Origin of the sequence: Paenibacillus sp. FSL H8-0260 (genome assembly GCF_045040625.1) — a bacterium.
Lineage (GTDB): Bacteria > Bacillota > Bacilli > Paenibacillales > Paenibacillaceae > Paenibacillus_AQ > Paenibacillus_AQ odorifer.
On record NZ_CP150298.1, the window covers coordinates 5,422,826 to 5,436,550 of the forward strand.

Annotated in this window: 10 protein-coding genes; 2 read left to right on the plus strand and 8 right to left on the minus strand. The window is 44.6% G+C overall.

The features are described 5' to 3' along the window. Nucleotides 1-8: 8 nt before the first annotated feature. Nucleotides 9-2,189 carry a bifunctional (p)ppGpp synthetase/guanosine-3',5'-bis(diphosphate) 3'-pyrophosphohydrolase gene (locus MHI51_RS24140; protein ID WP_036677643.1) on the minus strand — a complete coding sequence of 727 codons (2,181 nt, stop codon included), beginning with the start codon at nucleotides 2,187-2,189 and terminating at the stop codon, nucleotides 9-11. A gap of 313 nt (nucleotides 2,190-2,502) precedes the next feature. On the opposite strand from MHI51_RS24140, the gene uraA reads away from it, so the two are divergent. Next, nucleotides 2,503-3,816, plus strand: coding sequence for a uracil permease (uraA, locus tag MHI51_RS24145; protein WP_038572987.1), 1,314 nt, complete (start codon nucleotides 2,503-2,505; stop codon nucleotides 3,814-3,816). A gap of 253 nt (nucleotides 3,817-4,069) precedes the next feature. Here uraA and MHI51_RS24150 read toward each other — a convergent pair whose 3' ends face one another. The 6 genes from MHI51_RS24150 to MHI51_RS24175 all read right to left on the minus strand — a co-directional run bounded on the left by MHI51_RS24150 (nucleotide 4,070) and on the right by MHI51_RS24175 (nucleotide 10,939). Then, on the minus strand, nucleotides 4,070-4,588 hold the full coding sequence (locus tag MHI51_RS24150) for an adenine phosphoribosyltransferase (RefSeq protein ID WP_036677647.1): 519 nt from the start codon (nucleotides 4,586-4,588) through the stop codon (nucleotides 4,070-4,072). A 209-nt stretch (nucleotides 4,589-4,797) separates the two neighbouring features. After that, nucleotides 4,798-7,200: a single-stranded-DNA-specific exonuclease RecJ gene (gene recJ, locus MHI51_RS24155; protein ID WP_076218788.1), complete on the minus strand. Its 2,403-nt coding sequence runs from the start codon at nucleotides 7,198-7,200 to the stop codon at nucleotides 4,798-4,800. 29 nt (nucleotides 7,201-7,229) lie between these two features. Continuing rightward, nucleotides 7,230-8,180: a cation diffusion facilitator family transporter gene (locus tag MHI51_RS24160; RefSeq protein WP_036677651.1), complete on the minus strand. Its 951-nt coding sequence runs from the start codon at nucleotides 8,178-8,180 to the stop codon at nucleotides 7,230-7,232. A 143-nt stretch (nucleotides 8,181-8,323) separates the two neighbouring features. Next, the gene (gene secF, locus MHI51_RS24165) at nucleotides 8,324-9,226 is read right to left on the minus strand and encodes a protein translocase subunit SecF (RefSeq protein WP_052097271.1); all 903 of its coding nucleotides are present in this window, start codon (nucleotides 9,224-9,226) and stop codon (nucleotides 8,324-8,326) included. Next, nucleotides 9,216-10,466, minus strand: a complete 1,251-nt coding sequence (secD, locus tag MHI51_RS24170; RefSeq protein WP_076277218.1) for a protein translocase subunit SecD — start codon at nucleotides 10,464-10,466, stop codon at nucleotides 9,216-9,218. Before secD ends, secF begins: the two co-directional genes overlap by 11 nt. 221 nt (nucleotides 10,467-10,687) lie before the next feature. After that, entirely contained in the window at nucleotides 10,688-10,939 is a 252-nt protein-coding gene (locus MHI51_RS24175; RefSeq protein WP_036677655.1) for a post-transcriptional regulator, read from the minus strand. Nucleotides 10,940-11,135: 196 nt separating this feature from the next. Between MHI51_RS24175 and spoVB the strand changes: the two genes are divergently transcribed. Next, the gene (gene spoVB / locus MHI51_RS24180) at nucleotides 11,136-12,734 is read left to right on the plus strand and encodes a stage V sporulation protein B (protein WP_076130398.1); all 1,599 of its coding nucleotides are present in this window, start codon (nucleotides 11,136-11,138) and stop codon (nucleotides 12,732-12,734) included. Between the two features lie 4 nt (nucleotides 12,735-12,738). Here the strand turns inward: spoVB and MHI51_RS24185 are convergent, their stop codons facing one another. Continuing rightward, nucleotides 12,739-13,503, minus strand: a complete 765-nt coding sequence (locus MHI51_RS24185) for a DUF421 domain-containing protein (protein ID WP_076277217.1) — start codon at nucleotides 13,501-13,503, stop codon at nucleotides 12,739-12,741. Between the last annotated feature and the right edge of the window lie 222 nt (nucleotides 13,504-13,725).

The following is a 13,725-nucleotide window of genomic DNA, read 5'->3' on the forward strand; positions in this document are numbered from 1 at the left end:
TCCTTGCCTTATTGCATGATCCGATTCACTGTATATACATCCTTGACTCGTTTCACTTTATCTACAACGGATTGCAGATGCTCCGTATTACGAATAAGGATGGTCATATGAATCATTGCCATCTTATTCTTGTCAGAGCGCCCAGTGACCGCAGAAATGTTCGTTTTGCTCTCGGACACAGCCTGCAGTACTTCATTGAGCAGTCCATTGCGGTCATGGCCTGTAATCTCAATATCCACACTATAGTTTGCTTCCATCGTGCCTTCCCATTCCACTTCAATCACTCTAGCTGCTTCTTCTCCGTCACCTTCACCCGGAATGTTAGGACAATCCTGGCGGTGTACAGATACACCCCGGCCCCGTGTAACATAACCTACAATGTCGTCACCCGGAACCGGGTTGCAACATCGTGCAAAACGAACAAGTAAGTTTTCAATTCCTTTTACACTAACGCCATTGGTGGGTTGATTTCGTCTCTCGCCGGAAGACTTGATCTCCTTCATCTCTGAAGTAAGCTCCAAGTGGTTAGCAGCTTCTTCCTGCTCCTTGCGCAGCTTCTCCGTCAAACGGGAGGCAATCTGCGAAGCGGTAATCCCACCAAAACCAACGGCAGACAACATATCCTCTACATCATTAAAAGCAAATTTTTTCGCAGCTTCCAACAGTTTTTCATCAGAAATCCACTCGGAAACTTCAACATTCAGGCGCTTCAGCTCACGTTCAATCGCTTCGCGACCTTTTTCGACATTTTCCTCACGTTTTTCTTTTTTGAACCATTGTTTAATTTTGCTTCTTGCGTGAGAGGATTGTGCAATTTTGAGCCAGTCACGGCTAGGTCCGTAAGAATGCTTAGACGTCAAAATCTCAACAATATCGCCCGTCTTCAGCTTGTGATCAAGTGGCACGATCCGCCCGTTCACCTTGGAACCAATCGTACGATTGCCCACTTCTGTATGAATGCGGAACGCGAAGTCAAGAGGCACAGAACCGGCAGGAAGCTCAATAACCTCACCTTTAGGAGTAAATACAAACACGAGGTCTGAGAAAAAATCCATTTTTAGTGATTTTACGAACTCTTCGGCATCCTTAGCTTCATGCTGCAGCTCCAATATTTCGCGAAAGAAAGGCATCCGATTCTCCGGATTAGCATTATTACTGCTGCCTTCTTTGTATGCCCAGTGTGCGGCTATCCCGTATTCTGCCGTGCGGTGCATTTCCCAGGTGCGAATTTGCACCTCAGTAGGCTCTCCGCCTGGTCCTACCACAGTAGTATGCAGAGATTGATACATATTGGCTTTTGGCATAGCTATATAATCTTTAAAACGCCCCGGCATTGGCTTCCATAAGGTATGAATAATTCCAAGGGTTGCATAACAGTCCTTAATATTATCCACAATGATACGAATGGCCAGCAGGTCATAAATTTCATTAAACTGCTTATTTTTTGTGCTCATTTTGTTATAAACACTGTAAATATGCTTCGGGCGGCCGGAAAGATCACCTTCAATGCCCATTTCATCCAGCTTGGCACGAATACGGCCAATTACGCTGTCGATAAATTGCTCACGTTCAGCCCGCTTCTTATGCACCAGATTAGCAATCCGGTAATACTGCTGCGGGTTCAAGTAACGAAGCGCAATATCCTCCATCTCCCACTTAATCGCGGAAATCCCCAGCCGGTCAGCTACAGGACAGAAGATCTCCAACGTCTCATAAGAAATACGGCGCTGGCTCTCTTCAGATTGGTATTTTAACGTTCGCATATTATGCAGACGGTCCGCCAGTTTAATGACAATGACCCGGATATCCTGGGCCATAGCAATAAACATTTTGCGGTAATTCTCGTTCTGCTGCTCTTCCTTTGAGCGAAAGCGAATGCGTTCCAGCTTCGTTAAGCCGTCAACAAGCATTGCGCAGGTATCGCCAAATTTAGCGCGGATTTGTTCCAGTGAGACCGTCGTATCTTCCACCACATCATGCAAAAGCGCTGCAACAATAGATATAACATCCATTTGCATATTGACGACAATATCTGCCACCGCCAGCGGATGCAGAATGTATGGCTCCCCCGACTTGCGGATCTGCCCGTGATGAGCCTGATCGGCAAATTCATAAGCTTCCCGGATGCGGAGAAGATCTTTATCTTTTATATAGGCGCCAGCCTTATCAATTAATCGCTCAATGCCCATTCTCGTCGTATCCGATTCCTTTCTATAATAAAATGAACCCGCAACTGTTCAAAAATCTGCAGGTTCCAATCATTTCATTTGTCCAAGCTTACTTACGCCCTTATTCAAAGTTGTCTATAATTATGAGGCTTAAGGAGGATTACGTCAACACTTGCCATCTCATGGTATTCCAGAAGTAAAAGTAATTAAATTCGGACAAATTAATAACACTTGTGAAAATGTTGTTGTAAAAAAGCCAAGTTCTATTTAATCTAGTAAAGGCGGATTTTCGCCGGACAACCTAATATCAGATAAGAAAGAGGAGTGAACTCCATTGCAACGCGAAATTCAAGTTAACGAAAAACTTCCATGGGGCCCAGGCTTTCTATTAAGTCTCCAGCATTTATTTGCCATGTTTGGCAGTACAGTGCTAGTGCCTAACTTGTTCGGGGTCGACCCTGGAATGATTTTGCTTATGAATGGTATCGGTACATTGCTGTACATTTGGATCTGTCGTGGTAAAATCCCTGCGTACCTTGGTTCCAGCTTTGCCTTTATTGCACCGGTATTGTCAGTACTCAGTCGTTACCCAAATGATCACATGAAAGGATACTCGCTTGCTTTGGGTGCTTTTATCGTCACTGGTATTATATTCGTGCTCGTGGCATTGATCATTCGTTATGCAGGAACCAAATGGATTGATGTTGTTTTCCCTCCAGCAGTAATGGGAGCGATCGTAGCTACGATCGGACTTGAACTTGTACCTGTTGCCGCACGAATGGCAGGACTTATTGCTCCTGAAGGCGTTGCAGTTGCAGACTGGACTCCAGATGGCAAAACAATCGCACTTTCTATGGTGACACTTGGTGTAACTGTAATTGGAGCTGTACTCTTCCGCGGTTTTCCAAAAATCATTCACATCCTTATTGGTATCGTCACTGGTTATGGTTTAGCATATATTTTGAAAATGGTGGATACCGCTGCTATCTCTAATGCAAAATTTTTAGCGCATCCTTCCATTGTTACTCCTTCATTTGATTGGAATGTAATATTCACTATTATCCCGGTATCATTAGTTGTTATTGTTGAGCATATTGGACATTTACTTGTTACAAGCAATATTGTCGGCAGAGACTTGGCAAAAGATCCTGGACTTGACCGCTCTCTGATGGGGAACGGGATATCTACAATTATCTCCGGTTTTATCGGTTCTACTCCAAATACAACCTACGGTGAAAATATCGGGGTTATGGCGTTGACTAAAGTATATTCGGTATATGTAATCGGCGGCGCAGCGGTGATTGCTATTCTCCTTTCATTCTCTGGTACTTTCTCCTCCGTCATCGCTAATATTCCAACCCCTGTAATGGGTGGTGTATCCCTGTTGCTGTTTGGTGTAATTGCGGCTTCCGGATTACGTATTTTCGTTGAGCAAAAAGTTGATTTTTCCAAGGCTACGAACATGATCATGGCTACGTTGGTACTCGTTGTCGGAATCAGTGGTACAACCCTTACTATGGGCAACGTTAAACTAAGTGGTATGGCGCTGGCTACAATTGTTGGTATCGTATTGGCATTGTTCTTCAAACTCATTGAAGTGCTTGGACTGTCTAATGATGGCGGAGAAAGTGATAAAACTGCCCATTAATCGGTTATAAAAAATAGAATTTTAAAAAAGCTGCTCCAACATCCATTTATGGACTTGGGCAGCTTTTTTTATTAACGCAGATACAAAACAGCAACTCTCCGCTACAAGGCAGAGAGTTGCTGTTATTATCTTACATTTTCCAATTAATGTTTAACTTCCACACTTTGTGTCACGCGTTAATCTTTGCACTTTTCAGCATAATTCGAGCGCCGAATCCCCGTTTATTTCCCGGGAAAAGACAAACTTTACAAGATTAATCCTCGTAATTCACCAAGGAAAGAACTTCAACTCCAGAAAGCTTATTACGCCCAGCAAGCTCAACCAGTTCAATCAGAAAAGCAGCACCTACCACTTTACCGCCAAGCTGTTCTACAAGGTTAACCGAAGTAGCAATGGTTCCACCAGTAGCCAATAAATCATCAGCGATCAATACTTTTTGACCAGGCTTGATGGCATCTGTATGAACAGCAAGGGTGTCCTTGCCATACTCAAGATCATAACCTACCTCTATAGTCTCATATGGAAGCTTGCCGCTTTTACGAATCGGCACAAAACCTACTCCCATCGCATAAGCAAGAGGTGCTCCAACTACGAAGCCACGTGCTTCTGGTCCAGCGATAACGTCGATTTCCAAATGCGCTACGAGAGCTTTCAACGCGTCAATCGCTTGGCGGTAAGCCTCACCGTCTTTAAGCAATGTGGTGATATCTTTAAAACTAATACCTTCTTTAGGGAAATCAGGAATCACACGAATACTATCTTTAAAATCCAAATTTATCATCTCCTATAAGTTTTGTAAGCATAAGCTGCTTTGATTTCAGATCGACAAAACTTGCTTCGTAAGCATTCACTTTGTTTTGTTAGCATAAGCTGCATTGATTTCAGATCGGCAAAACTTGCTTCGTAAGCATTCACTTTGTTATATGAGCGTTGCATTTTTATACACCGTTGGGTACGCTCAGCATCTCATATTTGCATGGATTATGATACGCCTAAACGACGCGATAACATCCAGTCCTGTAACTCTGACAGGCTGCCCTCCATGAAGTATTGCTCCATCTCCGCCATCTGTCCCAGTCTAACAAAATGACTCGATGCTGTCAGACTTTTAGCTACTGGCTGAGTAATAAACGCCACACTTCCCTGACTTCTTTTAATAAAATCAAGCTCCTCAAACACATCAAGCATGTTGTTAAGCATGCGGATACTTAACGAGGACTGGCGGCTTAACCGCAGCAAAACTTCGTTCTCAGGCGTTGCAACTGAGGTGATCGAAGCCAACAGTTTATATAGTATTTTGAAATGATCCCGTGTCGGAGTAATAAGTCGTTCTCGGCCATCCTTGATAGAATGCAATAACGCAATATTATCAGCATTAGGAAAGGTTTGGAGTAGCGCATCCAGTTGTTCAGGAGTCTCCGGCATATCCAGTAAGCATAACAGAGAGACATGCCCTGATTCCTGAAGGGGCTCATCCTTAACAGCAGCGCTAATGCCAGCTTCTTTATCATATACCCATAAAGACATTCCTATCAATTCACTTGCAGGCGTACTACGTCCGTTCTGAAACACTGCAGCAGCTCGATACGGACCCGCACCACTATAAGGAAGAAGTAGTTCTCTAATATGTGCGGCTTGTCGTACAGCGTCAGCAGCACCACGAAGATCGAATAACTGGGCATCCTGCACAGATAAATCCTGCAGCATCAGCTGTGATTTGCGTGAGCCATTCCATTCATTGATCGACAGCTCAGCTAACACGTTGATCGTAGTACCCGCCGGTAGCAGCCTGGATAAAGCGCCTTTACCAAACGCCAAGGCTTCAATGCTGTTTTTCCCATGCTGCAATACAATCTTCAGGTGTTTTCCATTTTGACCCATTGTACGTGTCTCTTTCACGGTAGCCCCACGAATAATAAACTTCGGCAACGGATTAGACATTCCGAAAGGTGCAAGCCTTTCCAATTCTAGCGCGGTCTGCAGTGATAAATCCGAGATTGACACCTCTGCATCAGCGGAAGCAACAGGAACGAAATGCTCTGGCGTTAACACCCCGGACGCATATTCATTTAATGCTGCAGCAAAGGCTTCTAATCCATCCCGATGCAGGCTCATTCCCGCAGCGGCTGGATGACCTCCAAAATGATCCATTAAATCAGAACAAGAAGAAAGTGCAGCGTAGATATCAAGTCCAGGTATGGAGCGAGCAGAACCTTTGCACATTCCGGTCTCTGGATGTACATCCAGAATGATCACAGGCCGATAATAACGCTCCAGCAGTTTGGAAGCCACTATACCTACCACACCCACATTCCAGCCATGATCAGCAAGAACAATGATGTCTGGGATTTCGCCACCCTGTGTCATCTGCTCCAGCTTGGCAGTGGCCTCAACAACAATTCTTTCTACCACCAATTGGCGTTCTTTGTTAAGCAGGTCAAGCTCTCCAGCTAGCTGCTCTGCCTCAGCCGCATGCTCGGTAGTGAGGAGGGACACAGCCCGTCCAGCATGGTCCAGGCGACCACTGGCATTGATGCGCGGCGCCATGCCAAAAGCGATATTGACCGCACTCACAGTGCTCATATTCACACCGCTGACAGCGAGTAAGGCACGAATCCCCGGGAAACTTGAATGCCGCATACTTTCCAAGCCATTTCTAACAATCTCACGGTTCTCGCCAAGCAGCGGCATTAAATCCGCAACCGTTCCTATCGCTGCAATCTCTGCCCATTCTGTGGGAGTCTCTTCCCCTAGAATAGCCTGAGCAAGCTTATAAGCCACACCTACACCCGCTAATCCTTTGAACGGATAAGGGCAATCTGGCAGCTTGGGATTAATAAGCGTATAGGCCTCTGGCAAAAGCTCAGGAGGTTCATGGTGATCCGTAACGATCACATCGATCCCCAGTTCATTAGCGTAAGCAACCTGATGATAAGCGCTAATGCCAGTATCTACTGTAATGATTAAGGAGACACCTTGCTGTAAAGCCCAATCCAGGGCATGATTATGCAGCCCATAGCCCTCATTAGAGCGGTGTGGGATATAAATATCAAAGGAAGCGCCTAAATAGCGCAGCAGATGAATCATAAGTGCTGTGCTGGACACCCCGTCGGCATCATAATCGCCATAAATAAGAATATGTTCTTCATCTTTTAAAGCCTTTCTAATTCTAGGAACCGCTTCAGCCATTCCTTTGAGTAGGAACGGATCATGCTGTTCTTCCTCACTGCCATCCATGAAGCTTAGCGCTTCATGAGGCGTGTTCATTCCTCTATTTACTAATAGTGAGGATAAGAGTGGAGAAATAGAAAGGCTCCGGGCCATATCCCTAACTGTGTCGGGATTGGCTGCCGGAGATTGCCATCTTGTTTTTGAATAAAGCAATAGAACTCACCTTTCTCTCACCTTGCAAACTACTGAAGCAACGTAGGAATATCATTATCCGGCAATTCATAATTGCTTTTGTACGGATAGCCGGGATCATAAGGAACAACGTCCATATGCACCTCACCGACATGAACAAACCGGTGCTGCAGCAGCTTCCTAGCGCATTCCGAAATATCCTGTGCTTCCATCACCGTAATCCGCGGATTTACACTGATTTTCACTTGAAGATTCACATAATTCCCTTGCTCAAGTGCCTTCAAATGTTCTACGCGAATGACGCCATGAACACGTTGCACTGTTTCAATAAAATTAGCGGCTTCCTCCGAAGGAAGCTCCTGCGCATTTTTAGTGTTAATAGAGCTAGCAATGAGTGAATAGCCTTTACGAAGAATTAAAACTCCGGTTAAGAGTGCAGCAATAGGATCCATATAAGATAGAGGATGCCAATAGGTACCACCCATGGATAACGAAATTCCGACTAATACTGTGATAGATGTATATAAGCTGAAACGATGACTATTAACATATGCAGCATGACTGCCATCACCTATTTTTTTAAAGTAGCGATATTGATATTGAAAAACAGCTTCTTTAAACACAATAGATACTAAGACGGTTACAAACGCCAGCTGTCCGTGTGTGGATGATTTTCCATCTGTTAAGTCGCGGATTGCAGAGAATGCGATCTGCAGTCCCCCCATAAGAATAAATACCGAAAAAAGTATAGCCAGCAGCGGCTCCTTAGTGCCCCGCCGTTCTTCGATCCGTTGCTTACTCTTTCTCCCTTGCTCAGAGCGCCACGGAAGAATATCCGCCAGTTTAGCTGCTGCATCTGCTCCGGAATACAAAGCATCCCCCATTAATGCCTTGCTCCCTGAAATATAGCCAAAACTCCCCTTAGCTACTGCCAAAGTAACATCGCTAATGATCCCTGTCCAAGCAACCGTCTCGCTTTGCGGTGATCGTTCTTTATTCATACGAGGCCCTCCTTACCAATAGCAAGTAATCTCATGATGATTCAATACACATGACATGACCCTAAAGATTTCGAAAGCCGCGTCGCATTTGACGCGGCTTTCTTAAACGTATAAGAAAAGTAGAACTTCGATGCTAATTTCTTCTAACCTTTATTCGGGCTGCTCTTCACTTTAACCTTTTCACGCTTTTTAAGCACTAACCAGAGTGGACTTGCAATAAAGATGGAAGAGTAAGCTCCGAAGAGCAAGCCGATTACCATCGCAAGCGAGAACATCTTAATCGACTCGCCTCCGAACAATAACAGGAAGAACGCCGCAATAAATACGGTAAATGCAGTATAGAGAGAACGCATGAGCGTTTGAGCCACACTTTTGTTCACAAGGTGTTTCAAGTCTTCATAAGTTTTCTGTTTACCAAAACGTAAATTCTCACGGATACGGTCAAAGATAACGATCGTATCATTGATGGAATAACCGATGATCGTAAGCACCGCTACAATGAACGTCAAATCCACTTCCAAACGGAAGATAGAGAAGAGCGCGACTACGATAAAGGCATCATGGAGCAAGGCCACAATCGATGCCACGGCGAAACGCCATTCAAAACGAATACTTACATAAATAATAATCCCCAGACAAGAAATCAGAACTGCATAAATAGCATTACGTGCCAATTCTTTTGCCATTTCAGTGTCCACGGTGTTAATTTCAAACGATGCTTTGTCATCCAGTTTAAGGATTTCAGCTTTTAGGGCTTCATCTTGAGCCTCATCAAGAACTTCGTCATAACGAATATTCACACGCTGATCACCAAACGAAATCGTCGGTTCATGATCGACATCGATTGCACTAGTTGCAGTCTTAACCTGATCCAAGTTCAAATTCTTGGATAGGGAGATGTCCACATTAGATCCAGCTTTGAAGTCAACGCTGTAATTCAGGCCAAATGTCGCCAGGAAAATCAATCCTGCTACTGTCAATGCGATAGAGAAAATATAGAAATATTTACTCAAATGTACGAAATCAAGCTCTTTCTTAAAGCGCACGGATTTCACTCTCCTTAACACCGAAGCTCTTCGGTTTGTTCAGCTTACCCGCTTTGACAAGCTGGCTAAGCAACCAGTGGGAGAAATAAAGATTCGTGGCGATACTCAGCACGATTTCTACAATCAGCACCAATGCAAAGCCTTTGACCGCACCTGTACCGAAGGCAAACATAACTGCTGCCACAATAATAGTAGTCACATTGGAGTCCATTACTGTCCGGAAAGAGGATTTATTCCCTGCTTTAACGGAGGACAGTATACTTTTTCCACTGCGCATTTCTTCCCTTATCCGTTCGTTGGTAATGATATTGGCATCGACCGCCATACCTATACCCAGAATAAATGCGGCTATACCAGGCAGCGTCAAGGTAAAGTCTGCAAAGACGAAGACTGCAATTAGTGCCCATGTATGCAAGAGCAAGGCAAAACTAGCCAAAAGACCTGGCAAACGATACATTCCGATCATGAAAATAAGGATAATCACAGAAGCCAGCAGACCTGCTCGAATCGTTTGATCAAGCGATTGCTTACCTAGGGTAGCACCCACACTTTGGGAATATTTCTCCGTCAGCTTCAGTGGCAATGCACCTAGGTTAATGGTGTCTGCAAGTTCACGTGCTTCCTTAATTGTATAGCTGCCCGAAATAGAAGCACTGCCATCGGTAAGTACTGCTTGTACCGTAGGGTCAGATAGTTTGTTCTCATCCAAGTAAATTGCGAGATTCTTTCCTAAGAGACGTTTAGTAATCTCTGCAAATTTGTCCTTGTCCTTAATCTTGATGCTGATGATTGGCTGATTCAGGTTATCCCGTCCAACTTCTGCAGCACCTTCAACAAAATCACTACCTACCAGTTCGATTTTGCTGTAAGTTCCCTCAGCGTCACCTTCAGCAGCACTACGGAAGGTCAGAACTGCAGGTTCTTTCATTTTTTTACGAACCTCGGCTTCATCCGTTACGCCCGCAATTTTCAAACGGATACGGTCCGTACCTTCAGTAGTTACCTCTGGTTCACTTGTTCCGAGCGCATTCGCCCGTTTTTCTAAGCTTTCCGCTGTCTTCAGCAGAGAAGCTCGGGACAATGCTGCTCCCGCTTCCATAGGCTCAGCATGATACAAAATCTCAAATCCGCCTTTCAGGTCAAGACCCAGTCTAACCTTGTCCAGCAGTCCAGGAGTAGTAAATGCCATAACGCCTGTCAAAACGAGCACGGTAATAAAAAAGCCCATTAGTCTCTTCATGCTCTAGCTAGTTCCCCTTTCATTAACTCAATATTCCTATTATAGCTACACGCGAAATGACCGTCAATTCACAGCATTGATAGAGCTATACTCACACAAAGAAACGGCCGCCCCTGCCTAAATCAGCAAGACATCCGTTTTAATAGGAGATGTGGAGTTATTATTCTCTTACTTTACTGCTTTATCAGGCAGTTCGCAAAAAGAAATATGTGGTTTATTGTTCAGTTCAACCCCCGATAGGCCGCAATAGTCAAATAATTCATGTAACTATTGGCTTTCAAGGAATAAATGTCGTTTACCAGCTTATGTAGGGGAGGCAAGCCTTCCTTATCATAATTACGGCTGATGCAATCCCAAATATCCTTGCTGGTTACATACTCATAGCCGAGGAGCCGGAATTCTTCAGCTTTGCTGCGGCACATGGCTTCGATTTCTTCACTATGTTGATCATGATTCCACTGTTCCGATTCCACGTGTTGACACCTCCAAAGATCGCTCATGTTCGTATGCTCACCATAGATATTCGACTCTTGTTCTTCGCTTTCCTTCTTCCGTCACAAAAAGTTAATGCCACTAAAACAAGGCATGCCGAGATAGGGGTACAGCATATCCATAAGAATAGACAAGTTCGCCAGCGTTTTATTTCATTTTGGGAAGAAGGCGTGACCTTTGAAGAAACAGAGCTTTATACAAGGAACTTTAATCTTGCTAGCCGCCGGCATCATTAATCGGATGCTTGGATTTATTCCCCGGATTGCTTTACCCCGTATTATCGGAGCAGAAGGTGTGGGTCTGTATCAGCTCGCGTATCCTTTTTTTCTTGTGCTGGTTACTGTCATTACAGGCGGGATTCCACTGGCGATAGCCAAGATGGTGGCGGAAGCAGAAGGAGAGAATCGGCCTGAAAAATCACGGCTGATTTTACGTACTGGACTTGCTCTTAGTATTGGACTTGCAATCTTCTTTACATTGGTTGCTTTGGTAAGTGCCTCATGGGTCTCCAATGTTATCTTAACAGACCATCGGGTTTATTATACGTTTATTGCCATGATCCCAATGATTGGGATTGTCGCCGTATCTGCAATTTACCGCGGTTATTTCCAAGGCAAGCAGAACATGATACCATCGGCGCTCTCCTCCATCTTCGAATCTTTAGTTCGAATATTCTTTATGCTCTGGTTCTCCTGGTTGTTGCTTCCTAAGGGTATTGCTATGGCAGCGGCTGGAGCGATGTTAGGTGTGACGGTAGGAGAAATTGGCGGAATGTTAGCGATTCTGTGGCAATATTATGTCATTACTAAAAAAGATAAAAAGCAGACAAATCCGACTCCAGAGCAACCCGCTCTCGAGCCGGAGGTTATCCCATCTGATACACAAGGTGTGAAAGCCAACTCCCCCATATTACGGCGGTTACTAGGCATATCCATTCCCGTTACGGCAAGTCGGCTTGTAGGCTCTTTTTCTTATCTGCTGGAATCTATTATTACTGTGCGCAGTCTCGCCTTGGCAGGTATAGCCGCTGCTGCCGCTACAGCTCAGTACGGGTCTTTACAAGGGATGGTTGTTCCTTTATTGCTGCTGCCCGGGGCATTAACCTCTTCACTTGCTGTGTCTCTGGTTCCTTCCATATCAGAAGCTGCGGCAAGAAAGGACTTGCCCACCATTCACAAGCGTATGCATCAAGCGTTGCGGCTTGCGCTGGTAACAGGGGCTCCTTTTGCTGTTCTTATGTATATCCTGGCGGTTCCGCTATGCAATTTGTTATATGGTAACGCGGATACAGCTCCTATGCTGAAGCTCATGGCTCCATTCGCCTTGTTCATTTATGTTCAAGCTCCTTTACAAGCTGCGCTGCAAGCTATGGATCGACCGGGCAGGGCACTCATCAATACCTTAATTGGAGCAGTAGTCAAAATCATTCTGATCGTAATACTGGCATCGCAACCTGAATATGGAATTTACGGCGCCATCATAGCCATTATTGTGAACAGCATTCTGGTTACGCTGCTTCACGGATACAGTGTGGTCAGTCTTATTTCATTATCTTTAAGAGTAACCGAAACCATAAAAACCTTATGTGCAATGGTCATTATGGGAGCGGGCGTGCATTATGTATACACTTCCATTCCCATTGCAGATGTACAATGGATTCAATTTATATTTGCCTCTGCGATAGGAATGGTCCTGTATTTCGGAATCAGTCTGTTAGCTGGCCTCATCTCAATTCGTGATTTGGACCGTCTGCCGTTTATCAAACGCAGGCTTTAAAAAGCTATCTGTTGTCCAAACGGTCGACATAAATTCTGCCCTTATGATCTATGGAGCATAGAAAAACATTTTTGAAATCAGATACTCCCTTTTGGCGAATTTGAGTTCTTAGCCAAAATCTGGTTTTTCCAATCATCTCTAAATTCTGATCCTGCACCTTTCCATCCATAATCAGAGGGATTGGAAGTCCTTCATATCTGATCTTATTCTTCGGCAGCTCTATCTTACGGTTCTTGTTCCCTTTATTATCGTCACTCTTTTTATGCTCAGCAGCTGCACTGCTATTGCCTGATGGATTAGAGGATGCACTCCCCTTCTCTTTCTCGAATACGGTTAGCTGCCCACTAGGCTCCAGGATCGCAAATTCCACGTCAGCAGGACTGGCGATATTCTGTCCACGCAATTGCTGCAGCAGATCATCAATATTATATCTCTGCCTACGCATTTCGCCCCGGTGCAGCTTGCCGCCAGAAATGAGTATGCTCGGTTTGCCGTCCATTAAAAGTCTGAGCTTTCTGCTCTTAAGACTGAGCTGAGCCACAACCACCTGTATCAACACCAATGTTGCCATCGGAACGACTCCCTCATAGATCGGCCGATTAATATCCTCAAGCACAAAAACAGCAATCTCGGCAATCATGATGGAGATCGTTAAATCAAATACAGACAGCTTACCTATTTCCCTCTTCCCCATGATGCGCATACACAGGAATATGAAGAAATACATCAGCACGGTCAAGAAAATATGGGTAGAGATATGCTGGAACATATAGCTTCGCTCCCCTCCATTCTCACCCGCAGACTTGTTTCCCCGGGTGGATTAATGTAACCCTATTCTGACCGCTCTGTGCAGGGAACATTCGGAAGCCGGCATATTAATTAATGGTAAAAAGGCTGCAATGCCCTTTCTTGTACTATTGGGGCAAGCCATCCCATACAATGAATAATAACTATGTTGATTCTTTTTCCTCAAAAAAACTTTAGGAGGTTG

Coding starts and splice junctions, on each gene's coding strand:
- MHI51_RS24140 (WP_036677643.1), bottom strand. CDS start 2,189: ATGGGCATTGAGCGATTAATTGATAAGGCTGGCGCCTATATAAAAGAT.
- MHI51_RS24185 (WP_076277217.1), bottom strand. CDS start 13,503: ATGTTCCAGCATATCTCTACCCATATTTTCTTGACCGTGCTGATGTAT.
- secD (WP_076277218.1), bottom strand. CDS start 10,466: ATGAAGAGACTAATGGGCTTTTTTATTACCGTGCTCGTTTTGACAGGC.
- MHI51_RS24160 (WP_036677651.1), bottom strand. CDS start 8,180: ATGAATAAAGAACGATCACCGCAAAGCGAGACGGTTGCTTGGACAGGG.